This window comes from Sphingomonas sp. IC4-52, assembly GCF_020707225.1.
GTDB lineage: Bacteria > Pseudomonadota > Alphaproteobacteria > Sphingomonadales > Sphingomonadaceae > Sphingomonas.
This window is the reverse complement of sequence record NZ_JAJFEU010000001.1, coordinates 1,128,276-1,148,005: the sequence shown is the minus strand read 5'-3', so window position 1 is coordinate 1,148,005 and position 19,730 is coordinate 1,128,276. Positions and strand designations below refer to the sequence as shown.

At 64.2% G+C, this 19,730-nt stretch carries 28 protein-coding genes and 1 other RNA gene; 13 read left to right on the top strand and 16 right to left on the bottom strand.

Annotated features, from left to right (window positions below; translation table 11 throughout):
• Positions 1 to 30: 30 nt before the first annotated feature.
• The 5 genes from LK535_RS05655 to LK535_RS05635 form a co-directional block, all read right to left on the bottom strand.
• Positions 31 to 831, bottom strand: a complete 801-nt coding sequence (locus LK535_RS05655; protein ID WP_227770863.1) for a sulfotransferase family 2 domain-containing protein — start codon at positions 829 to 831, stop codon at positions 31 to 33.
• Positions 832 to 923: 92 nt separating this feature from the next.
• Complete coding sequence (locus LK535_RS05650) at positions 924 to 2,150, bottom strand: hypothetical protein (protein WP_227770862.1); 1,227 nt, start codon at positions 2,148 to 2,150, stop codon at positions 924 to 926.
• Entirely contained in the window at positions 2,147 to 2,917 is a 771-nt protein-coding gene (locus LK535_RS05645; RefSeq protein WP_227770861.1) for a hypothetical protein, read from the bottom strand. The genes LK535_RS05650 and LK535_RS05645 overlap by 4 nt, the downstream gene beginning before the upstream one ends.
• A gap of 127 nt (positions 2,918 to 3,044) precedes the next feature.
• Entirely contained in the window at positions 3,045 to 3,944 is a 900-nt protein-coding gene (rpoH, locus tag LK535_RS05640) for an RNA polymerase sigma factor RpoH (RefSeq protein ID WP_227770860.1), read from the bottom strand.
• Positions 3,945 to 4,004: 60 nt separating this feature from the next.
• Complete coding sequence (locus LK535_RS05635; RefSeq protein WP_227770859.1) at positions 4,005 to 4,952, bottom strand: RluA family pseudouridine synthase; 948 nt, start codon at positions 4,950 to 4,952, stop codon at positions 4,005 to 4,007.
• A gap of 18 nt (positions 4,953 to 4,970) precedes the next feature.
• Here LK535_RS05635 and LK535_RS05630 point away from each other — a divergent pair, with 18 nt between their 5' ends.
• The 12 genes from LK535_RS05630 to LK535_RS05575 all read left to right on the top strand — a co-directional run bounded on the left by LK535_RS05630 (position 4,971) and on the right by LK535_RS05575 (position 14,204).
• Positions 4,971 to 5,375: a M67 family metallopeptidase gene (locus tag LK535_RS05630; RefSeq protein ID WP_227771092.1), complete on the top strand. Its 405-nt coding sequence runs from the start codon at positions 4,971 to 4,973 to the stop codon at positions 5,373 to 5,375.
• Between the two features lie 24 nt (positions 5,376 to 5,399).
• Positions 5,400 to 6,044 (top strand): histidine phosphotransferase family protein, encoded by a 645-nt coding sequence (locus tag LK535_RS05625; RefSeq protein WP_227770858.1) that lies wholly within the window; start codon positions 5,400 to 5,402, stop codon positions 6,042 to 6,044.
• A 39-nt stretch (positions 6,045 to 6,083) separates the two neighbouring features.
• Positions 6,084 to 8,360, top strand: coding sequence for a chemotaxis protein CheA (locus LK535_RS05620; protein ID WP_227770857.1), 2,277 nt, complete (start codon positions 6,084 to 6,086; stop codon positions 8,358 to 8,360).
• Complete coding sequence (locus LK535_RS05615) at positions 8,357 to 8,788, top strand: chemotaxis protein CheW (protein WP_227770856.1); 432 nt, start codon at positions 8,357 to 8,359, stop codon at positions 8,786 to 8,788. Before LK535_RS05620 ends, LK535_RS05615 begins: the two co-directional genes overlap by 4 nt.
• 61 nt (positions 8,789 to 8,849) lie before the next feature.
• On the top strand, positions 8,850 to 9,215 hold the full coding sequence (locus tag LK535_RS05610) for a response regulator (protein WP_227771091.1): 366 nt from the start codon (positions 8,850 to 8,852) through the stop codon (positions 9,213 to 9,215).
• 5 nt (positions 9,216 to 9,220) lie between these two features.
• The gene (locus LK535_RS05605; RefSeq protein ID WP_227770855.1) at positions 9,221 to 10,282 is read left to right on the top strand and encodes a chemotaxis protein CheB; all 1,062 of its coding nucleotides are present in this window, start codon (positions 9,221 to 9,223) and stop codon (positions 10,280 to 10,282) included.
• Positions 10,279 to 11,097, top strand: a complete 819-nt coding sequence (locus LK535_RS05600; RefSeq protein WP_321576539.1) for a protein-glutamate O-methyltransferase CheR — start codon at positions 10,279 to 10,281, stop codon at positions 11,095 to 11,097. Before LK535_RS05605 ends, LK535_RS05600 begins: the two co-directional genes overlap by 4 nt.
• A gap of 75 nt (positions 11,098 to 11,172) precedes the next feature.
• A complete protein-coding gene (locus LK535_RS05595; protein ID WP_227770854.1) occupies positions 11,173 to 11,862 on the top strand; it encodes an N-acetylmuramoyl-L-alanine amidase in 690 nt (229 codons plus the stop codon).
• A gap of 208 nt (positions 11,863 to 12,070) precedes the next feature.
• Positions 12,071 to 12,871, top strand: coding sequence for a phytanoyl-CoA dioxygenase family protein (locus LK535_RS05590; RefSeq protein WP_321576538.1), 801 nt, complete (start codon positions 12,071 to 12,073; stop codon positions 12,869 to 12,871).
• A 78-nt stretch (positions 12,872 to 12,949) separates the two neighbouring features.
• Positions 12,950 to 13,340: RNase P RNA component class A (gene rnpB / locus LK535_RS05585), an RNA gene on the top strand.
• Between the two features lie 40 nt (positions 13,341 to 13,380).
• Positions 13,381 to 13,917 (top strand): J domain-containing protein, encoded by a 537-nt coding sequence (locus LK535_RS05580; RefSeq protein WP_227770853.1) that lies wholly within the window; start codon positions 13,381 to 13,383, stop codon positions 13,915 to 13,917.
• Entirely contained in the window at positions 13,914 to 14,204 is a 291-nt protein-coding gene (locus LK535_RS05575) for a (2Fe-2S) ferredoxin domain-containing protein (RefSeq protein WP_321576537.1), read from the top strand. The genes LK535_RS05580 and LK535_RS05575 overlap by 4 nt, the downstream gene beginning before the upstream one ends.
• A 96-nt stretch (positions 14,205 to 14,300) precedes the next feature.
• On the opposite strand, the gene LK535_RS05570 is transcribed toward LK535_RS05575, so the two are convergent.
• Complete coding sequence (locus LK535_RS05570; protein WP_227770851.1) at positions 14,301 to 15,170, bottom strand: LysR family transcriptional regulator; 870 nt, start codon at positions 15,168 to 15,170, stop codon at positions 14,301 to 14,303.
• Positions 15,171 to 15,266: 96 nt separating this feature from the next.
• On the opposite strand from LK535_RS05570, the gene bla reads away from it, so the two are divergent.
• Positions 15,267 to 16,133, top strand: a complete 867-nt coding sequence (gene bla / locus LK535_RS05565) for a subclass B3 metallo-beta-lactamase (RefSeq protein ID WP_415837099.1) — start codon at positions 15,267 to 15,269, stop codon at positions 16,131 to 16,133.
• A gap of 63 nt (positions 16,134 to 16,196) precedes the next feature.
• Here bla and LK535_RS05560 read toward each other — a convergent pair whose 3' ends face one another.
• From LK535_RS05560 to LK535_RS16760, 10 genes are all read right to left on the bottom strand, one after another.
• On the bottom strand, positions 16,197 to 16,613 hold the full coding sequence (locus tag LK535_RS05560; protein ID WP_227770850.1) for a SufE family protein: 417 nt from the start codon (positions 16,611 to 16,613) through the stop codon (positions 16,197 to 16,199).
• 61 nt (positions 16,614 to 16,674) lie between these two features.
• Complete coding sequence (locus LK535_RS05555; RefSeq protein ID WP_227770849.1) at positions 16,675 to 16,914, bottom strand: hypothetical protein; 240 nt, start codon at positions 16,912 to 16,914, stop codon at positions 16,675 to 16,677.
• Between the two features lie 22 nt (positions 16,915 to 16,936).
• On the bottom strand, positions 16,937 to 17,182 hold the full coding sequence (locus tag LK535_RS05550) for a hypothetical protein (RefSeq protein WP_227770848.1): 246 nt from the start codon (positions 17,180 to 17,182) through the stop codon (positions 16,937 to 16,939).
• Between the two features lie 26 nt (positions 17,183 to 17,208).
• Positions 17,209 to 17,496, bottom strand: coding sequence for a hypothetical protein (locus tag LK535_RS05545; RefSeq protein ID WP_227770847.1), 288 nt, complete (start codon positions 17,494 to 17,496; stop codon positions 17,209 to 17,211).
• 11 nt (positions 17,497 to 17,507) lie between these two features.
• Positions 17,508 to 17,837, bottom strand: a complete 330-nt coding sequence (locus LK535_RS05540) for a hypothetical protein (RefSeq protein WP_227770846.1) — start codon at positions 17,835 to 17,837, stop codon at positions 17,508 to 17,510.
• 14 nt (positions 17,838 to 17,851) lie between these two features.
• Positions 17,852 to 18,148, bottom strand: coding sequence for a hypothetical protein (locus tag LK535_RS05535; protein WP_227770845.1), 297 nt, complete (start codon positions 18,146 to 18,148; stop codon positions 17,852 to 17,854).
• Positions 18,149 to 18,173: 25 nt separating this feature from the next.
• The gene (pspC, locus tag LK535_RS05530; RefSeq protein ID WP_227770844.1) at positions 18,174 to 18,557 is read right to left on the bottom strand and encodes an envelope stress response membrane protein PspC; all 384 of its coding nucleotides are present in this window, start codon (positions 18,555 to 18,557) and stop codon (positions 18,174 to 18,176) included.
• On the bottom strand, positions 18,557 to 18,844 hold the full coding sequence (gene pspB / locus LK535_RS05525; protein WP_227770843.1) for an envelope stress response membrane protein PspB: 288 nt from the start codon (positions 18,842 to 18,844) through the stop codon (positions 18,557 to 18,559). The genes pspC and pspB overlap by 1 nt, the downstream gene beginning before the upstream one ends.
• Position 18,845: 1 nt before the next feature.
• Entirely contained in the window at positions 18,846 to 19,514 is a 669-nt protein-coding gene (gene pspA / locus LK535_RS05520; protein WP_227770842.1) for a phage shock protein PspA, read from the bottom strand.
• A 79-nt stretch (positions 19,515 to 19,593) separates the two neighbouring features.
• Positions 19,594 to 19,725 (bottom strand): hypothetical protein, encoded by a 132-nt coding sequence (locus LK535_RS16760; RefSeq protein WP_265333985.1) that lies wholly within the window; start codon positions 19,723 to 19,725, stop codon positions 19,594 to 19,596.
• Positions 19,726 to 19,730 lie beyond the last annotated feature (5 nt).

Genomic DNA, 19,730 nt, shown 5'->3' with positions numbered 1-19,730 from the left:
ATACAGCTGTCCGGGCAGGGAGGAAAGCCTTCAGCCAACCGGACGCGCCGTCTGCCGGAACGCGCGCCACTCGTCACGGGCTGCGAGCAGTTTGCGTCGAACCAGATCGTACAGCGCAGTATCACGCTGGTTGAATGCAGCGATCATCTCGCGAAGCGCGGGAGTGTCCTCGACCGCATTGTCGGCCGTGTCCTCCGTCTTGCGCTTGTGTTCAGAAGGCATCCGATCATGACCGAGCAACAACGACAGGATATTGAATGAGAGAGGGTACATCTCGAGCAAGCCGATGAAGGCATAGTTGGTGCTGATGAAGACATCGATCTCGGCTGGCGTGCGGACGTTTCCCGGCATGACGAACCTGGCCATCTTGTCCTGAGTCTCTGATGCCTCAACGTAGCTTTCAATCGTCGGGAAGCGCTCGATCGTCTCCTTGTACGTGGGGTGCGTTGGGGTACGCGAATATCGATAGTCCGAAATGACCCGCTTCACCGGGTCACGCAGGAACGTGAAAGCACGTGTGTCTTGGCGCGCCGCCCGAATGGGCTCAGCCTGCGTCCATGAGAAGTGGCCGGAGCATGATCGCGCCTCGATCAGCGCACCGCTGTCGATCACAGTCGCGATCTCGTCCTCGATCCGGGAGAAGGTTACGGTATCGCCATAGAAATAGCGGCGGTGGATGTTGTGATAAGGCGGGCGCATCCGGTCCAGCTCTGCCGAAAGCGATGACCCGGCAGTCTTGGGGATGTGGATAAACACGCAGAGTTCGCGGTCGAAGCGGTTCGAGTCGACGAACTCTTGCAGCGTACCCCGAGTAATGTCGCCAAACCCCACGATCGATCCTTTTGTTAAGCCGTGCCGGCGGCGATGGACGCAGCGAATGACAATCTACAAGCGGGCATCCGACCAGGCGTGAGGCGAAGGCATCAAGCTGCCGGTCGCAATCTCCGACGTTCCGGACGGTTATTATTCTCCAGGACGTCGTCCGCGATTCGCACGATCGGCGCGCGCTCAGTGACGTTTCGACCGATCCGCAGCCCCGGCGATTCGTAGATGCGTATACCCAGGGCGAAGCTGTCGGCGAGTCGATTGTTTTCAACCAATCCGCTGGCGTGAGCGAACATCAAGGCGTCGTCTCCTGTGCCGCGAAAATCGTTGCCGGTCACCAGATGGCCTCGCGTCTGACTCGGTTGCATCGGGTGGCCGATCTGAGGCCCGCCACTGCTACTCGCCAAAGCGAAGCGGATGCCGTTGATCGGTGGGGGCGGCGAGATCGAACAATCCTCAATCGTCACATAGTCGACGCGATGGAAGATGCCCCGAGTTTCCATCAACCAGCGGACGCCGCGAAAGGTGATGTGCGCACCGTCCGTGAAGCGATAGGCGTCACGACCAAATTTGGATTTTACGCCTATAAGATCGCCGGGCCGAAGCCGGGGCATGTTTCGGCCTTCCCGCAAGTTGAAGTGCCACCTGCCCTTTCCGCCCGGCGCTCGGACCGCTGACAGCCAGTTTACCTGCGGTTGCTCGACGTCGATCTGTGGCCCTTGCGGCGTCTCGTTGAAGCGGCGCAGCCATTTCCGATTGACCTCGCGGCCGTCGGCATATTCTTCCTGTACATTCGATAGCAGGCTCGTAGGCGCCGGAAAGCCTTGCGGTATATCGATGGTCACGGAATTCGGCGTCAGCGCCACGACATGGCCCTGCGTCGTTTCGATCTTCCGCCTCGTCATGGTGAGGTCCGCGACGGTGACGCAGCTGGTGCGTCGGCCCATGATTCCGACTAAATCGTCGTCAGTGATGATTGTGGTGCGGTCTTTGCCCGCGCCGGTGATCGTCAGCATGCCGGGGCAAGCGTCGATACGCGATAGATCGATAGAGGCGGCGCGTGCATCGCCGCCACTCAAATCATGAACGCCTGCGGGAAGGGCGATCGTGTAGCGCGATCCCGGCGATCGGGCGATCGCCGCTCGCGCATCAGCAATCGCGCCGGCGAGCGAAACTTGGGTCACGGTGCTCAGCCGCTGACCCGCCAACTGCCCGGACTGGGCGGAGAGCTGGGCGCTTCCCGCCAACGAGAGAAGCGCCGCGCCGCTCATCATTGCGGCATAAAGGCCGGCGGCGCGGCCGGTTGCCTTGGTGGCGCGCGTCAACGCTTCAACTCCCGCACTGGCGCTCCGTCGCGCAAGGAGACACCCCTGCGATCGGCTGCGCGTTTAGCGGCGAGGTAGGCAGCGCCCACAGTTGTGAGCGCGAGAAAGCCAACCACCAGCGCGTCAGCGGCCATCATGATCCACACGAGCCATTCCGGCCGCCCGATCGCGCCATAACCAAGGGCGTAGTGCAGCGCCATCAGCGGTAGTGCGCCGGCCACCATATACGCCACTGTACGCCAGAAACTGCCGGCCATGATCGCGATTGAGCGCAGGGGGCCGATCTGCGCATTGCCGAGCGGCCACGCTACCAGCCACGCGGTAAGGTAAACCGCGACGACGCTGACCCCGACTGTGGCGATCAGCTCAGCATAGCTGGACAGACGCGGCGCAAGGCCCAGCACGACGCCAATGGGAGGACCGAAAAGCGCCAGCCATTGCCATGCCGCCTGGATACCGAATTGCACCCCGAAAAGGGTTGCGGCCGGCCGCTCGATCCGCTTTGCCCGACGTGCGTCGCGATTCCAGGCGATGAAGCGTACGAACCAATAGCCCGGCAGAAGGAGGGCCAGGACCTTGGCAAAGCCAAGGGTAAGACGCCGTTGATCGAACGCGGCGGAGGCGGTGAGGCCGTGCTGGTAGAACCCGAGATCTATTTCTAGAACGTGTTGCGCAAACTCGATCACGACCGGGATCGAAAACAGGATCGGCAACGCCAGTGCGAACGCCGCACTGTCCGCATATAGCTGTTTTACGTCCCGCCACATGGTGGAAGGCTTTAGGGAAGTATCGAACCAGCCGCGAGTGCGGTGATGACGGACCGTGACACGAATGGTCCGTTGCGGGGATTACCGTGCTCCAGCGAAAACCGGAGCACGGGATGACCAACCGAAATCAGGCCGTGAGGAGACGCTTTTCGCCAGCGATCTTCATCATCGCCTTTTGCAGCTTCTCAAAGGCGCGAACCTCGATCTGACGGACACGCTCACGGCTGACGCCGTACACCTGGCTGAGCTCCTCCAGGGTCTTCGGATCGTCGGTGAGACGACGCTCGGTCAGGATGTGCTTCTCGCGATCGTTGAGGCTGTCCATCGCGTTGACGAGCATGCCGTGACGAACGTCCGCTTCTTGAGCTTCAGCGACGACCTGATCCTGCAGGGGCGAGTCATCCTGCAGCCAATCCTGCCACTGGCCCTCGCCATCCTCGCGCATGGAGACGTTGAGCGACGTGTCGCCACCCATCGCCATGCGGCGATTCATGCTGACCACATCTGCCTCGGTCACGCCGAGGTCGGTGGCGATCTTCTGCACATCCTCGGGGCGCAGGTCGCCGTCCTCAAACGCATCGAGTCGCGCCTTCATGCGCCGAAGGTTGAAGAACAGCTTCTTCTGCGCCGCGGTGGTGCCCATCTTCACAAGGCTCCACGACCGCAGGATGAATTCCTGGATCGAAGCGCGAATCCACCACATCGCATAGGTGGCGAGACGGAAGCCGCGATCCGGCTCGAACTTCTTCACACCCTGCATCAGGCCGATGTTGCCCTCGCTGATCAGCTCAGACACGGGCAAGCCATATCCGCGATAGCCCATCGCGATCTTCGCAACGAGACGCAGGTGGCTGGTGACGAGCTGGGCTGCCGCCTCAGGATCGCCATGTTCCTGAAAGCGCTTCGCGAGCATATACTCCTGCTCGGGCGCCAGGATGGGGAACTTCTTGATCTCGGCGAGGTAGCGGTTGAGGCTCTGCTCGCCGCCGAGCGCGGGGATCGTCGCAGGGACGTTGCCGCTAGCCATGAGTACCTAATCTCCCTTTCCGGGGAAACGCCCGTCGCCTGTTGGCGAGGCGCTTTGACCCTATACGTCGAGTTGACTGAACAGTTCCTGCATGTCTGCAGGCATCACGCTTTCGAACGATAAAGCGACACTTGTGATCGGATGAACGAACCCCAGCCTGGCGGCGTGAAGCGCCTGGCGGCGGAATGAAAGTTCATCAAGTTGACGCTTATGAGCTGGTTTTGTTCTACCATAGACCGGGTCGCCCAGCAAGGCGTGGCCGATCGAGGCCATGTGCACGCGGACCTGGTGCGTGCGTCCGGTTTCCAGCCGGCATTCCACCAACGCAGCTTCACGCAGGCGCTGCTCCGTACGGTAGTGCGTGACCGCTCGCTTGCCATTCGAGACAATCGCCACCTTCTTGCGGTTGTGCGGCGAGCGGGCGAGCGGGGCATCCACAGTGCCCGCAGGCGGCATGGGATAGCCGCCGACGATCGCCTTGTAACGGCGGTCGATCGTATGCGCGGCAAATTGCTTCGCCAGGCCTTCATGCGCGCGATCAGTCTTGGCCGCGACCATCAGGCCGGAGGTATCCTTGTCGATGCGGTGGACAATCCCCGGCCGGGCAACCCCGCCGATACCCGAAAGCGAGCCGCCACAATGATGCAGCAGTGCGTTCACCAGCGTCCCGTCCAGATTGCCGGCAGCGGGATGGACGACCAGCCCCGCAGGCTTGTCGATAACGATGAGGTGTTCATCCTCGAACGCCACCACGAGCGGAATATCCTGCGCTTCGTTGTGCGCGGGCGCCGGCGCCGGGACAGCGACCGCGAAAACCTCTCCAGCGGACGCACGCTTCGCAGGATCGCGGACCAACGTGCCGTCCCGTTCAACGTGCCCTGCGTTGATCAGCACCTTGAGCCGCTCACGCGAAAGGGTAGGCACGGCATCCGCCAGGGCGCGATCCAGCCGCCAGCCATCTGCAGCTGGAGCGATGGTCGCTTGAATGACAGAAACCCCCCGGTCCATTGAGTGTACTAGATGGATATGACGCTCCAGATTTCAAGATTGCTGGCCGCCCAAATCGTTTCGGAAACGATGCGTTTTCCGGTTGAGACCTGCGGGCTCCTACTGGGCAAGGATAGCGTCGTGGAAGCAATCGAGCCATGCGATAACGTCCACCCCGAGCCGGCTACCCATTTCGAACTGGATCCCGCAGCCCTGTTCCGTGCCCTGCGGCGGGCGCGTGCAGGCGGGCCGCAGGTGATCGGGCATTATCATTCACATCCGTCCGGCATCGCGATCCCCTCCGCGACTGATGCTGCCCAGGCGGCTCCCGATGGCGCCTTTTGGATGATCGTGGCAGGTACCGATCTGACCGCGTGGCGCGCATCAAGCGACGGAGCGGTGCACGGCCGCTTTGATCCGGTGGCGCTCGCCATTGCACCCTAAAGTCGGCTGCGTCATGGAGCGGTAATGACGATTGATCCCGTTGAGTTCGCAAGCCTCCTTTGCTCGCGGTTGTGCCATGATCTGCTGTCGCCGATCGGGGCCCTCAACAACGGGCTGGAGCTGCTTGCCGACGAAACCGACCCGGCAATGCGCGAGCGGTGCATGGAGCTGATGGCCGAAAGCGCGCGCACGTCGGCGGCAAAGCTCAAGTTTTTCCGCCTGGCGTTCGGGGCGGCTGGTGGCTTCGGCGAAGCGGTAGACACGCGGGAAGCGCAGCAGGCAATCGAGGGGCTGTTCGGCGAGACCAAGCGATTGCAGGTCAATTGGCTCGTGGATGAGCCGATGATGCCAAAGGCGGCAATCAAGGTGCTGCTCAACATGGCGATGATCGCCGGCGACACTCTGGTCCGCGGCGGCTCGCTCGATATCGGTAGCGAGACGAACGAAACCGCCATCGAGATCGTGCTAAAGGTTGAGGGGCCCCGCATCACGCTGGACGAAGAGCTGCGATCGACGCTGGTGGAAGGGCAGGCCTCCGAAGCGATCACCCCGCGCGCCGCCGCCGCCTTCCTGGTGCATGAAATGGTGAAAAGCGCGCAAGGACGCGTGCTGGTCAGCGCGCCGGCAGACAATGTCATGCTGTTCGGCGCGACGATGCGCCCAAGGTAAACCAGGAATTTACCCGTGCCGGTGCAAGGCCGGTACGCAATGGACGATCTGCTGCAGGAATTTATCGCGGAAACCCGCGAGACATTGGCCGCTCTGTCAGGCGAGATCGTCGCTTGGGAGGCAGACCCGTCCGATCGCGCGCGGCTCGACGCGATCTTCCGCTTCGTTCACACCGTCAAAGGCAGTTGCGGGTTCCTGGATCTGCCGAGGCTCGCCCGGCTGAGCCATGCGGCCGAGGACGTGCTTCAGGCGGTACGCTCCGGCGAGCGGGCGCCCGATCCTCAGCTCGTATCCGCGGTACTCGCGATCATCGACCGGATCGGCGAGATCGTGGAAGCGATCGATGCTGGCGCGGGACTGGACGACAGCGGCGAGGATTTGCTGCTCGCCGCGCTGGAGGGGAAAGAGAGCCCGGCGCCGCTGAAGCTGGTACCGCCGACGCCAGCGAACGCCACTGCGCCAAGGGCGGCGACCCGAAGCATTCGGCTATCCGTCGACCTGCTCGACCGGATGATGAACGGCGTGTCGGAGATGGTGCTGGCGCGCAACGAGCTTGCCCGCCGGCTGCGCGAGAGCGGCGATCCGTCGCTTGAGACCGCCATCGATCGGCTCTCGCTCACCGTTTCGGAACTGCGGGATACTGTCACCCGCACCCGAATGCAGGCAATCGAATCGCTGTTCTCGGCCTTGCCGCGGCTGGTTCGCGACACTGCGGGAACACTGGGCAAGAAGGTGTCCCTGGCCATCGACGGAGCGGACGTCGAGCTTGATCGCGAGATGATCGAACTGCTGCGTGATCCGCTTGTGCACATCGTGCGCAACGCGATCGATCACGGCATCGAAGCGCCGGACGACCGGCGGCGCGCAGGCAAGCCGGAGGCCGGGCGGCTGTCGATTGTCGCGCGGCAGTCCGGCAACCGGATCATCGTCGAAATCAGCGACGACGGGTGCGGCATCGACACGGCGCGGCTGCTGAAGAAGCGCATCGAGCAGGAGCCTGCGCGCGCGGCGGAACTGAGCGCGCTGAGCGAACGGGCACGGCTGGATCTCGTGTTCGAACCGGGGCTTTCGTCGCGCGATGATGTGACCGCGACGTCGGGGCGCGGCGTCGGGATGGATGTGGTGCGCACCAACGTCGAGCAGATCGGCGGCAGCATCCGGCTTCACAATATTCCCGGTCGGGGCCTGACGACGACCATCGAAGTACCGCTCACGCTGGCGATCCTGTCGGCGGTCATCATCGGTGCCGGGTCGGATCGCTATGCCGTGCCGCGGCAGGCGGTTGAAGAGATCGTGGCTGTCAACTCGGCGGCCGTGCGCATCGACACCGTGGGCGACGCGCTGCTGGCGACGGTGAGGGGAAGGCGGTTGCCGGTGGTGAGGCTTGGCGAGGTGCTGGGAACCACCGAAACGCTGGGCGACATGCTGATGATCGTGAACCTGCCCGGTGGCAGCTTTGCGCTCGGGGTGGATTGCGTCGACGATACGCAGGAACTCGTCGTGAAGCCGGTCGCACCCGCAGTGATGGCGGCGGGCCTGTATGCGGGGCAGATGTTGCCCGATACGGGCGTACCGTTGCTGCTGCTGGACTGTGCCGGTGTTGCTGCGGCGGCTGGCGTTTCGTTCGAGCGCGCGGTGGAAGCCGAGGTTGAAGAGGAAGAGCCGGTCGCTGAGGGTACGTCGGCGCTGCTGTTCGAGGCGCTGGACGGCGAGCGGCGGTTGATCCCGTTAAGTGCGGTGGAGCGCATCGAAGCGGTTCAGGCGGAAGCGATCCGTCAAGCCGGCGGGCGGTGGTGGGCGACGGCGCGCGAGGGACTGACAGCGTTGTTCGTCGATACGGAGGCGCCGCCGATAGAAGGGGAGCTGGCGGTGCTGATGCTGCCCGATGTGGAAACCGCCACCGGATTTCTCGTCCGCCGCGCGCTCGATATCGTCACTTACAGCGATGACCTCTTGCCCTCGGGCAAGTTCGGGGTCAGCGGCATCCTGGTGCTGGATGGCGAGCCGGTTGAGGTGATCGACCCGGCTTGCCTGACGCAGCAACCCGCCGGCAGCGGCACGCCCCCGATCTGCCTGATGCAAGGCGGCGATACCGCATGGGTCGAGGCGATGCTGAGCCCGTTGATCGAGGCTGCCGGCTATCGTGTGACGCACCAGCTGGCGCCGGGCGAGAGGGCGGCGGTGACGTTGGCCGCCGGTGACGACGTACCGGCCGAGGGGCAAGTGGTACGGCTGACCCGCGATCCCGACACGGGCCGGCCGCTACTGGATTCTCGTGCGCTGGCCAATGCGCTGGCGGCGGGGGCAGGGCGATGAGCGGCACGCTTCATCTCCTCGCGCACGTAGGCGGCCGCGCCATCGCGGTTCCGGCGGATGCCGTGGAGTCGGTCGTTGATATCGCCACGATCGTGGCGGCACCACGCGCGCATCCGGCAGTACGCGGCCTGGCCGCGCTGCGCAGCCGGGTGGTAACGGTGATCGACACCTGGCGCTTGCTCGATCTTCCGCCGCCGGACGAGGACGCAAGGCGTGCGATCATCACGGTGGTGGATGGGCATCACCATGCGGTGCTCGTCGACACGCTGGAAGATGTTGCACCGATCGAAGTGGAGCCGGTGCCGCCGGGCCTATCGTTCGGCCAGCGCTGGGCCGATGTAACGACCGGATCGGCAGACCGCAGCGGGGAACCGCTGCTGGTGATCGATATCGCTCGGCTGGTCAGCTCGATCGTGGCGGCCGGTTAACACCGTTCTTACGCTTGCCGTCCCATAATTGATGAACCAGCCAATGATGAGGTTCCAAATCATGAAGTCGTGTCTCGTCGTTGACGACTCGAAGGTTATCCGGAAGGTCGCGCGACACATTCTGGAAGGACTCGATTTCACCGTGTCCGAGGCCGGCGATGGGCAGGAGGCGCTTGATGCCTGTCTTGCCAGCGCACCTGACGTAATCCTGCTCGACTGGAACATGCCGGTGATGAGCGGCATGGATTTCCTGCGTGCGCTGCGTGAAACCGACATCAGCCCGCGGCCAAAGGTGGTGTTCTGCACCACGGAGAACGGCATGGCGCACATCCGCGCCGCCATCGAGGCGGGCGCCGACGAATACGTCATGAAGCCGTTCGATCGCGAGACGCTGGCCAGCAAGCTGCAGATCGTCGGCGTCGCCTGAACGCCATGGCCCGATCCCAGGCCTTGTCCGCGGCTCCGGCGAGTGCGCGTGCCCGCGTGCTGATCGTCGACGATTCCTCCGTCGCGCGCGCCGTGCTGACGCGGATGGTGGAGGAAGCGGCGGCCTGTTCGGTGGCGGCGGCGGTGCCCGATATTGCAGGGGCGCTGCGGTTCCTTGCCGCCGATCGGGTCGATGTGATCCTGCTCGACCTCGAGATGCCGGGCATTCATGGGCTGGTTGGCCTGCCGGATATCATTGCGGCGGGGGCCGGGGCGAAGGTGCTGGTGGTTTCCTCGGCGGCCGGCGAGGGCGCTGCCGCGACCATCGAGGCGCTGGCGCTGGGGGCGGCGGATACGCTGGTGAAGCCGGGCCGCTACGTGACGGCAGGCAGCTTCGCCATGACTCTGGCGGAAAAGCTGATCCGGCTGGCCGAGCAGTCGGAGCCGGTCCTGCGGCCTGCAACGGCGCAGCCTGCCGCTCACCATGACTTCGACGTGGTCGCGATCGGGGCCTCTACGGGCGGGATTCATGCGCTGAACAGCCTGCTCCAGGCGCTGCCGGCGACGTTTAGAAAGCCGATCGTGATTACCCAGCATCTGCCCGCCAGCTTCATTCCCTATTTTGCGGGACAAGTGGCCACCGCCACCGGACGCATGTGCCAGGTTGCGGCTGACAAGATGGTGATTGGCGACGATATGATCCTGGTCGCGCCAGGTGACGCGCATGTGACGGCGGTGCCGCTGCCGAAGGGACGGGCCGCCATCCGGCTGAACCGCGATCCCGTGGCGAACGGCAACATGCCGTCCGTTGATCCGATGTTCGAAAGCTTCGCGGATTGCTTTGGGCCCCGCCTGCTGGCGGTGGTGCTGAGCGGCATGGGGCGTGACGGCTTTGCCGGGGCACGACGGGTGCGGTCGGCAGGCGGCACCGTGGTCGCGCAGGATCAGGCAAGCTCCGTCGTGTGGGGGATGCCGGGCGCCGTTGCGGCTGCCGGTCTCGCCAACGCCGTGCTGACGCCCGGAGCAATCGGCGACTATATCGCCGCTCAACACGGCGTAGCGGCGTGATCGCTGATCGCACCCTTGCGCTGAGCGATGCCAGCGCAGTCACCATGTCCGCGCTCGCCGCCCTGCTGGAGGCGCGCACGGGTCAGCGGATTGCGCCCAATCGCGCGTGGAGGATCGACACCGCGCTGAAGCCGATCGCCGTCGAACGGGGCGCCGCCTCGATCGACGAACTGGTCGCGGGTGTGCGCGACGGTAGCAACATCGCGTTGGCCGATCGCATCGTCGACGCGCTGTTGAACCAGGAAACGTCCTTCTTTCGCGACGGGGGCGCGATCGAGTCCGCGGCGGAGGCGATCACCGCCGTCTCGAACGGCACGCCGCGCATCTGGTGTGCGGGCTGCTCCACGGGACAGGAGCCGCTGTCGCTTTCCATTGCCCTGACCGAGAGAGGGACGGCGCACGAACTCGTCGCCACGGATGTCTCCGGCCTGGCGATCAACCGAGCGCGCGCTGGCCGCTACTCACAATTCGAGATCCAGCGCGGACTGCCCATCCGCCGCATGTTGCGCTGGTTTGATCAGGACGGCTCGGACTGGATCGCTCAGCCCGAGCTGGTGCGGCGGATCACTTGGCGTCGCAGCAATCTGGTACTGGATGCGCCGCCCGCAGGAGGGCTTGACGGCATTTTCTGCCGCAATGTCCTGTTTTATCTCGCGCCCGATCTTCGCCCGCGCGTGCTCGACACAATCGCGCGCGCGCTTCGGCCTGGCGGTTTGCTGATGCTGGGCGCCGGGGAGACGGTGCTTGGTCAATCGAGCCGCTTTGCACCCAGCAAGCGCTTCCGGGGCCTGTACGAGCTGAGCCCAAACGGGTGATGGGCATGGCCGTAGCCGGGTAGCGGCACGGGATGCTAGGGTCGCGCATCCTATCGCGGGGCCGCAGGAGTAATCATGACGCCAGTTGAGGCGCCATCGCCGAATTTTGATGATCGTATGCTGCCGATCACGATGATCGTGCTTCATTACACCGGCATGGTGGACGGGGCCTCGGCGCTGGCCCGGCTTCGTGACCCGGAAGCGAAGGTTTCCGCGCACTATCTGGTCGACGAGGACGGAACCGTCACGCGGCTGGTGCCGGAGGACAAGCGGGCCTGGCATGCCGGCAAGTCACACTGGCGCGACATCGAGGATGTGAATTCCGCCTCTATCGGGATCGAGATCGTCAATCCCGGTCATGAGTTTGGCTATCGCCCGTTCCCGGACGTGCAGATCGACGCGGTGATCCGCCTGGTGCATGAAATCAAGGACCGGTACGAAATCACCCGCGGCAACATTGTCGCGCATTCGGACGTCGCACCGGCACGTAAGCGCGATCCGGGCGAGCTGTTCCCCTGGGGGAAGCTGGCACGGTTGCGGCTGGCATTGCCGCGGCCGACCAAGAACCTGATGGACCCCATGTGGGGAGAGGCTGCGTTCCTGCTGGCGCTTGAACGCTTCGGCTATGACGTGAGCGACAAGATGGCGGCGATCATCGCCTTTCAGCGGCGCTTCAGGCCCGAGCTGATCGACGGCGAAATCGATGCCGAGTGCCGCATGATCCTTCTGGCGCTGCTGCTGCCCAGGCCGCAGGGGGATGATTGAACTTTCGGCAGTTCAAGCGGCGACGATTGAGGCAGCTGCTGCCGTGAGCGGCGGATCTGGGGTCGAGCGCAGGAACGTTCTGCCGAAGATCCCACTCTTCTGTTAGCCTGCTCACCTGAGTTGATGCACGGTCTGTCACTGCCACGTATTGGTCGGCACACCGGCGACATGCTGTCAGTTGCTCTGACTCAAGAAGATTGGAGCGACGGTGTCCGAGCGACGCGAGCCGTCATTATCACGATTCGTGTCAGGACGAGACGCGCTCGAGCGCGATGGGTTTGTGGTGTTCGACCACGTATTCACGCCGGAGGAACTAGGCGAGGTCGAACGGCTTGCCGACCTTCTCCTGGGCGGCACCTTGCCAGTCCACCAGCAACGCCGGCTGCAGCAATTCATGGGCGATATGGCGCCGTTGGAAGGCGCCGAAGGGAATGCGCACGATGGGGGGTGGCGACAGCCCGAGCTGGAATATGCGTCCTGTCTGCAGCCGGGATTGCTGGACACCGGGGTGTTCCGGAAATGCCGGCAAATGGCAAAGGCGCTAGGCGGCCAGGTATCGCGGCGCTTCGATCATCTGATCTACAAGCTGCCGAATAGCCGAACGGCTACTCCCTGGCATCAGGACGCGGCCTATTCGAAACCGAGATTTGCCGGCGACGCGACCGCCCTTCATTTCTGGATTCCCTTGCAGGATGCCACGGCCGAGAACGGCTGCATGCATTTCGAACCAGGCAGCCACCGCGCGCTTCTGCGAACACATGGTCAGTTTACGCGGCGAACGGGTGAGAAGGGGTTTCAAGCGGCCGAGACAGAACCGGCAGGGGCAGTGGTTTGCCCTGTGCAGCGGGGTGGGCTGACCATCCACACGCCTCAGACGCTTCACTACGCCGGGCCCAATGTGACGTTGGAAACCCGAAAGGTCTGGATCATCCAGTTCGCGCGTTTCGGGGCGGTGCGGCTGAAGTTCAAGCAGCTGATCGGTCTCGCTCCCGGCCGCTTGCGCGGTTAGCTCAGCCGGGGTCATCCGCTCAGTTGCCGAGGACACCGCGATTGCATTCCCCCGTGGGCGCGCTACAGCCGGCGCACACCAGAGGGCCGGGCGGCCGCGTCGTGCCATGCGCACGCCGAGGAAAGTCCGGGCTCCATGGAACAACGGTGGCGGGTAACGCCCGCCGGGGGTGACCCCAGGGAAAGTGCCACAGAGAGCAGACCGCCCAATCTTCGGATGAAGGCTTCGGCCGGGCAAGGGTGAAAGGGTGCGGTAAAAGCGCACCGCGCTTCCGGTAACGGCGGCGGCATGGCAAACCCCACCGGGAGCAAGACCGAATAGGGGCGGCATGGGGACTTTGATCCCCGGGGTGTGTTCCCACCTGCTGCCCGGGTTGGTTGCTGGAGCGCGTCGGCAACGGCGCGCCGAGAGGAATGGTCGCCCATCCCGTAAGGGTGGACAGAACCCGGCTTACAGGCCCTCTGGTGTTTGCCTTTAACCTTGGCGCCTCAATCGCTAAATGGCGGGGGATGGCGCGTTCTTCCCGATCCAACGACTGGGGCTTTCCCCGCTGGCGCGAATATGGCTCAGCGCGCGAGGCGACCAAGGTACGGCTGTGCGACCGGCATGGTTGCAATGAGCCGGGCGACTGTCCCGCGCCCAAATCGCCCAACAGCCCGGAACGGTGGTATTTTTGTCAGACGCATGCCGCCGAATACAATCGCGGCTGGAACTATTTCGAGGGGCTGAACGCCGAAGAAGCTGCGGCGCGTGAGCAGGCCGAACGGCGCGATGCGTCGGGCTACGAACAATCACGTTACCAGAGCTGGGCCGGGTCCGGCGACGGCAGCCGGTCGCGTGACGAGATGCGCGCGCTCGAGGTTCTGGAGCTGGAGACCGACGCCACGTTCGATGATGTCAGACTGGCTTGGCGACGTCTGGCGAAGACCAATCATCCCGATGTGCGGCCGGGCGACAAGGATGCCGCCAAGCGCTTTCAGGCGATCCAGGCAGCATATGAAGTGCTGCGCGCGGCCGAAGATCGGCGGACGTGGAAGCCCGCGTGAAGCAGGCCAGGGCGCATTGGCGCGGTGCGGTGCTGGTTTGCGCAAAATGTTCGAAGAAGGTTGATGGCGGCTTTGGGCCGAAGGGGCGCGACCGACTGGCCAAGGCGCTGCGGCGCGAGCCGGGTTTCGGCAAGGGCCGAAAGGCGGACATCGGCGTGGTGGAGGTGAAATGCCTTGGCCTTTGCCCCAAGAATGCAGTGACGGTGGTTGATACGCGCCGCCCGCACGAATGGCTCGTGGTGCCCGCCGCTTCCGACGTGGCCGACCTGGCAACGCGCTTTTCCTGAACGTCGGGGCAAGTCGAGCCGCGTGAGCCCGGAAAACACCGCTTCGGCAAGGACCGAACGAAGCCGGGCCCGGGGCAGCCGGCGCAGTCCGCCTCTTCACGCGCCGGCTTCGACGAGCAGCCAATCACGAAAAGATCGCATCGCCGGATCGGGTTTGCGCGAGTGGAGGCGCGTGAGCCAGTACCGGCCCGCATCGACCTCGATCGCAAACGGCTGCACCAGCCGTTCCGACGCCAATTCCCGGCCGAACATGATCGACGGCGCAAGTGCAACGCCCAGCCCGGAGGTCGCCGCGGCTACCATCACAGCCGAGCTGTCGAACATCGCCCCGCGCGCCGGTGGCGGCGCGACTCCCGCGACCGAGAACCATTCGGCCCATTCGTTGGGTCGATAGGACCGGAGCAGTCGCTCGCGTGTCAGGTCTGCTGGCGAGTGTAGTCGCCGCGCCAGAGACGGAGTGCAAAGCGGCGTGAGCGGCGCCGTCATTAGGGCGTCGGCATGGGTTCCGTGCCATGCGCCGTCCCCGAAACGGATGGCGAAATGCAGCGCCTCGCCGGCGAGATCCACACGGTTGTTGTTGATCGTGATGCGACAATCGATGTGCGGGTGCGCGTCGGTGAAACGATCCAGGCGCTCGAGCAGCCAACCGGTCGCGAACGTGCCGACCACGCCGATGTTCAGCGTCTGCTGAAATCGCCCGTCCGCATAGCGATCGAGCGTTGCCGCCACTTTGTCGAAGGCTTCTACGACGGCGGGCACCAGTGCGTGGCCATCGTCGGTCAGGGCGAGGCCGCGCGGCAGCCGATCAAACAGCCGAGTGGACAGCCTGCGCTCCAATTGGGTCACCTGATGGCTCACCGCGCTTGGCGTGACGCAAAGCTCGATCGCGGCGCGCGTGAAGTTGAGATGACGCGCAGCCGCCTCAAAGGCGCGAAGGGCGTTCAGCGGTAGTTGGGCCCGGTCCATGGCCAACCATCAATTTTTCTCAAGCCTGTGTCGAGCTATGACCGTTTGTCGGATGGGAGCGCGCGGCACATGATCGCGGCCAAAGGAGATGCGATCATGTTCAGGCGATGCGCCTTTCTGCTGCCTGCTGCCCTCATCGGAATGGCGGCCGCCCCACAGGCGGACGATCCGTTGACACGGCCGCTGGCGGTAGAGCGAGAGCCGACATGGCTGGCGCCGCGTCCGCCGGTCCGAGTGATCGGCAATACTTATCTTGTTGGCTTTGGTGGGCTGAGCGTCGCGCTGATCGACACTGGCGAAGGGCTGATCCTGATCGACGGTGCCTTGCCGCAGGCGGTGCCGGCGATCCTCGCCAATGTGCGAGCGCTCGGCTTCGACCCGCGCGACATCAAATATATCCTTAGTACCGAGCCGCACTTCGATCATGCCGGCGGGGTCGCCGCGCTTGCGCGGGACACCGGCGCGACGGTCGTCGCCAGCGAACGTGGGGCGCAAGGGCTGCGGACCGGGCGCCTCGCTCAAGATGATCCGCAGCTTGGTTATGACGGCCGCTTTCCGGCCGTGGAAAGGGTACGGGTCATTCGCGATCGCGAGGTGCTGCGGCTGGGCAGGACGGGGGTCACGGCCGTCGCCACCCCGGGGCATACGCCGGGAAGCATGAGTTGGAGTTGGCAATCATGCGATGGGGGCGAGTGCAAGAGCGTCGTCTTCGCGTCCAGCCTCAACCCGGTCTCGGCGGACGGCTATCGGTACACATCGGCCCCCGGCAAAATTGTGGTGGCAGCTTTTCGGCACAGCCACCAAGTGATGCGGACGATCCCCTGCGATATCCTGATCAGCGCCCATGCCGATCAGAATGGCGCGACGGAGCGGTTTCTGACCGCCCCTGGCGCTTGCCGGGCCTATGCAGAGGCGTCGGAGCGCGCGCTGGCCAAAAGATTGCAGGAGGAAGGGGCGGAATAGGGCAGGGCATTATTCCTGCCGAAGCGCGGGCTGCTGCTGAACCGCTGGCCCGCGGCGGCTGCCTTAGAGGTAGCGGGCGGCTGTCTCGCGGATCAGGGTGATCATGTTGGGAATGCCCTGGGTCCGGTTCGAACTGAGCTGGTTCTTGAGGTCGAATGGCTTCAGTGCTTCTGAAATGTCCGTCCCCGCAATCTCGGCGGGCGCACGATCCTGCACTGTTTTCAGGACCAAGGCGATGATGCCCTTGGTGATGGCGGCGTTGCTGTCCGCGAGAAAGTGAAGGGTTCCGTCCTCACTGCGGGTTGGATAGACCCATACGGAAGCGGAGCAGCCGCGCACCAGCGTCGCGTCGGTCTTCAGCGCGTCCGGCATCGGCTCCAGTGCGCGACCGAGATCGATGAGGAGACGATAACGATCGTCGGCGTCGAGGAACTCATATTCATCGCGGATATCGGCGAGATCGGGCGAGGGCTCTGGCATCGCTGTTGCGACTAGCTCCTCGCCGGGGAGGCGGCAACCAGATGGAGGGCAGAGGGGAGGATCAAAGGTCCACCCCGGCTGCGATCGCCTCCAACTTGCGGATGCGCTCGCGAAGGTCTGCGATTTCGATGCGGGCGCTGGCGCTGGTCGGTGCAGGCGTACGGGCGTCGGCGTCCTGGCGGAGTTCCTGCTCCTTCAGGCGGAGCCAGCCGCGCCAGCCGGCGAGGCTAGCCGAGATCAGCATCGCCAGTCCCGCAAGAGCGGCTGTTGCCATGATCAGGTAGAAGCTCGGGTCGGACATGATGTCTGCTCCCTTGTTCGACTTAGCGACCGCGCAGTTCCTCGATCTGACGGCTCAGATCGACGCTGCCGTGATTGTCGGTGATGACGCGCTCCAGGACGGCAATGCGCTCCTTGAGCTGCCGGATCTCGTCCCGGTTCGCGATCAGTTCGGCGGGCGGCTGCCCCTCATCCAAGCGAGCCATCGCACGATATCTCTCCTTTGAGGTGCGAGCGATTGCGGTGATCAAGACAATCGCGATCACCATGAAGGCGACAGACCAGGGCATCACGCTATTCCTTTATCCAGGTGATTTCAGTTCGGGCGGTCGGAAATGGCCGGCACATCACGCAGGCTTTCGATCTGGTCCGCGATGGAGATGCCCTTGTCGGTGACGATCCGTTCGAGCACCCGTACCCGCTGCTCCAGCCGCTCGGTGTGAGCAGCATATTGTGCCGCCTTTTCTGCCGTCTGCGCGGTGAGCGCCTCCGCCATGCGTTCCTTGTGCTTAAGCCAGCGCTGGAACATGTTGCTGCCGATCCCGAGGATCACGGGCAATCCGACAACGATCATGAAGAAGGTGAGAAAGACCCAGGGCTGCATGATGTCGCTCCTCAGTTCGCGCGGGTGCGCAGCTGCTCGATTTCCTGCGCCACCATGTGGCCGCTGTCGGTGACGATCCGCTCCACGTTCTGGAGCCGGTCCTTGATCGCGCCCAGCTCTGCGCGAAGCTGGCCGTTCTCCTGAGTCAGCAGCTTGACCCGCTCGATCGTCTCGTCGTCCCGCTTGGGGTAGAGCGCCTGGCCCCACTGGCCGTCCAGAGGATAGCCATTGCGGATGCGCATCCAGGTCGTGGCGACCCAGCCGACCATCGCGGCGATGCCAACGGTGGCGATCACCGGCGCGAGAGCGGAGAACATCTGGATCTTTTCGGCCGCAGTCATGGCAATCGCTCCTTTCAGCGGGTGCGCAGTTGATCGATTTCGTGGGCGGTGCGGACGGCCGGGTCGGTGGCGATCCGCTCAAGGACGGCGATGCGTTCCTCCAGCCTGCTGACCATGCCGGCGAGGCGTTCGTTCTCACCCGTCAGCAACTCGACCTTTCGGGTCGCTTCCGGTGTATCCTTGCCGATGTTGCGGCCCCAATCGTCGCTGATCGAATAGCCGTGTTTGGCGCGGATCCAGTTGTTGATCAGCCAGGCTCCCGTGGCGATCAGGACGATCGCCAGCACGAAGAACGGTCCTCCGACATCCATCATCCGTCTCCTCAGGCGTTGGCGCTCAGCGCAGGCGCTCGATTTCTTCCGCCAGTTGCGTGTTGCGGCTGGTGTAGTGAGTTTCGATGTCGGCCAGGCGACGGTCGAGCTCCCGGAACTTGGAGCGGACCTCTGCCGTGGTGCGCTTCGGATTGGAGCGCACGCCCTGCCAGAACTTCGCATCCTCAGGCGATCCGTAGAGGTTTGCCGGGCGATCCTGTGCCATCCATCCGATCAGGAGATAGGCGATCAGCGTCCATGGGAAGCCGCCGGCGAGGGTCAGGAGGATCATGGCGATCCGCACCCAGAGTACCTCGATCCCGGTATAGTCGGCGATCCCGGCGCAGACGCCCTTCCACTTGCGCTCCTGCCGATTGAGGTAGAATTTCGTTCGGCTGTTGTCGGCCATCAGTTCCTCCTCAGGTTCCGGTCTTCGAGCCGGTAATCGGGTTGCGAGCGGTAGTCGGCGATGCCCGGGCGGAAGTCGGGATTGTCCGCGGCGACGATGCGTTCCACGGTGTTGACCCGGTCTTCCAACCGCTTCGCCAGCGAGTGAAGCTCATCGAGCAGCGCTTCGTCCTCGGTTGTCATGGCGCCGGGCGCCTGCTTCCACTTCGTCACATAGTGCATGATCAGCCAGGGCAGCCCGATGAAGAGCATGCCCACGACGAACACTGGTACGAGCACGTCTTCCATCTCAATTGTCCTTGTTCAGGCGAGCCTTCAGCGCGGCCAGCTCGGCATCGATCTTGTCGGCGGCCTTGAGTTCGGCGATCTCCTCGTCGAGGCTCTTGGGCAGGGCACCCAGCCCAAGGGCGTCGGCGCGTCCCTCCGCCTCGTCCACCTTGCGTTCCAGCATTTCGAAGCGGCTGAAGGCGTCGTGGGTGCGTGGGCCATTCCACATCTCCCGCAGGCGGGAGCGGTTGTTGGCGCTCTCCAGCCGGGTGGCGATGTTGTTCTGGCGGGTGCGCGCCTCACGCAGCTTGTTCTGCAGCTTGGCGATGTCCTCTTCGGAGCCGCGGAGCGTGTCGTCGAGCACCGCCACTTCGGCGCGAAGCTGCTCGATCATGTCCGTCGCCTTCTGACGCTCCATCAGTGCTGCCTTGGCGAGATCTTCGCGATCCTTGGACAAGGCGAGTTCCGCCTTTTCTGTCCAGTTCGCCTCGATCTCCGAAAGCTTGTTCATGTGGCGCCGCATCTCCTTGATGTCGGCGATCGTCCGTGCAGCGGAGGCGCGCACCTCGACGAGCGTCTCTTCCATCTCCAGGATGATCATTCGGATCATCTTGGCTGGATCTTCTGCCTTTTCGAGCAGCTCTGCCATGTTGGCGGCGACGATGTCGCGGGTGCGGGAAAAGATGCCCATCAACGAAACTCCTGGTGATGCCCTTTTATAGGCTTGCCGCCGGGGCGAAGCGAGGGAAGACCCGCCCCGGCGGCGCCGTTCACGCCACCGCGCGAACGATGGGGGCCGCGCCCCCGGCCGGACCGACGGCGCCGATCACCATGGTGGTGCTGAACACGACGGCGAAGGCGATGGCGGCAAGGCTGCGGCCGAGGTTTGCGAACTGGGTCATGGCGG

What these genes read in the sequence shown, in the direction of transcription:
- LK535_RS05645 (WP_227770861.1), bottom strand. Translation starts at nt 2,917, where the DNA reads ATGTGGCGGGACGTAAAACAGCTATATGCGGACAGTGCGGCGTTCGCA.
- rpoH (WP_227770860.1), bottom strand. Translation starts at nt 3,944, where the DNA reads ATGGCTAGCGGCAACGTCCCTGCGACGATCCCCGCGCTCGGCGGCGAG.
- LK535_RS05635 (WP_227770859.1), bottom strand. Translation starts at nt 4,952, where the DNA reads ATGGACCGGGGGGTTTCTGTCATTCAAGCGACCATCGCTCCAGCTGCA.
- LK535_RS05630 (WP_227771092.1), top strand. Translation starts at nt 4,971, where the DNA reads ATGACGCTCCAGATTTCAAGATTGCTGGCCGCCCAAATCGTTTCGGAA.
- LK535_RS05625 (WP_227770858.1), top strand. Translation starts at nt 5,400, where the DNA reads ATGACGATTGATCCCGTTGAGTTCGCAAGCCTCCTTTGCTCGCGGTTG.
- LK535_RS05620 (WP_227770857.1), top strand. Translation starts at nt 6,084, where the DNA reads ATGGACGATCTGCTGCAGGAATTTATCGCGGAAACCCGCGAGACATTG.
- LK535_RS05615 (WP_227770856.1), top strand. Translation starts at nt 8,357, where the DNA reads ATGAGCGGCACGCTTCATCTCCTCGCGCACGTAGGCGGCCGCGCCATC.
- LK535_RS05610 (WP_227771091.1), top strand. Translation starts at nt 8,850, where the DNA reads ATGAAGTCGTGTCTCGTCGTTGACGACTCGAAGGTTATCCGGAAGGTC.
- LK535_RS05605 (WP_227770855.1), top strand. Translation starts at nt 9,221, where the DNA reads ATGGCCCGATCCCAGGCCTTGTCCGCGGCTCCGGCGAGTGCGCGTGCC.
- LK535_RS05595 (WP_227770854.1), top strand. Translation starts at nt 11,173, where the DNA reads ATGACGCCAGTTGAGGCGCCATCGCCGAATTTTGATGATCGTATGCTG.
- LK535_RS05580 (WP_227770853.1), top strand. Translation starts at nt 13,381, where the DNA reads ATGGCGCGTTCTTCCCGATCCAACGACTGGGGCTTTCCCCGCTGGCGC.
- LK535_RS05570 (WP_227770851.1), bottom strand. Translation starts at nt 15,170, where the DNA reads ATGGACCGGGCCCAACTACCGCTGAACGCCCTTCGCGCCTTTGAGGCG.
- bla (WP_415837099.1), top strand. Translation starts at nt 15,267, where the DNA reads ATGTTCAGGCGATGCGCCTTTCTGCTGCCTGCTGCCCTCATCGGAATG.
- LK535_RS05560 (WP_227770850.1), bottom strand. Translation starts at nt 16,613, where the DNA reads ATGCCAGAGCCCTCGCCCGATCTCGCCGATATCCGCGATGAATATGAG.
- LK535_RS05555 (WP_227770849.1), bottom strand. Translation starts at nt 16,914, where the DNA reads ATGTCCGACCCGAGCTTCTACCTGATCATGGCAACAGCCGCTCTTGCG.
- LK535_RS05550 (WP_227770848.1), bottom strand. Translation starts at nt 17,182, where the DNA reads ATGCCCTGGTCTGTCGCCTTCATGGTGATCGCGATTGTCTTGATCACC.
- LK535_RS05545 (WP_227770847.1), bottom strand. Translation starts at nt 17,496, where the DNA reads ATGCAGCCCTGGGTCTTTCTCACCTTCTTCATGATCGTTGTCGGATTG.
- LK535_RS05540 (WP_227770846.1), bottom strand. Translation starts at nt 17,837, where the DNA reads ATGACTGCGGCCGAAAAGATCCAGATGTTCTCCGCTCTCGCGCCGGTG.
- LK535_RS05535 (WP_227770845.1), bottom strand. Translation starts at nt 18,148, where the DNA reads ATGGATGTCGGAGGACCGTTCTTCGTGCTGGCGATCGTCCTGATCGCC.
- pspC (WP_227770844.1), bottom strand. Translation starts at nt 18,557, where the DNA reads ATGGCCGACAACAGCCGAACGAAATTCTACCTCAATCGGCAGGAGCGC.
- pspB (WP_227770843.1), bottom strand. Translation starts at nt 18,844, where the DNA reads ATGGAAGACGTGCTCGTACCAGTGTTCGTCGTGGGCATGCTCTTCATC.
- pspA (WP_227770842.1), bottom strand. Translation starts at nt 19,514, where the DNA reads ATGGGCATCTTTTCCCGCACCCGCGACATCGTCGCCGCCAACATGGCA.
- LK535_RS16760 (WP_265333985.1), bottom strand. Translation starts at nt 19,725, where the DNA reads ATGACCCAGTTCGCAAACCTCGGCCGCAGCCTTGCCGCCATCGCCTTC.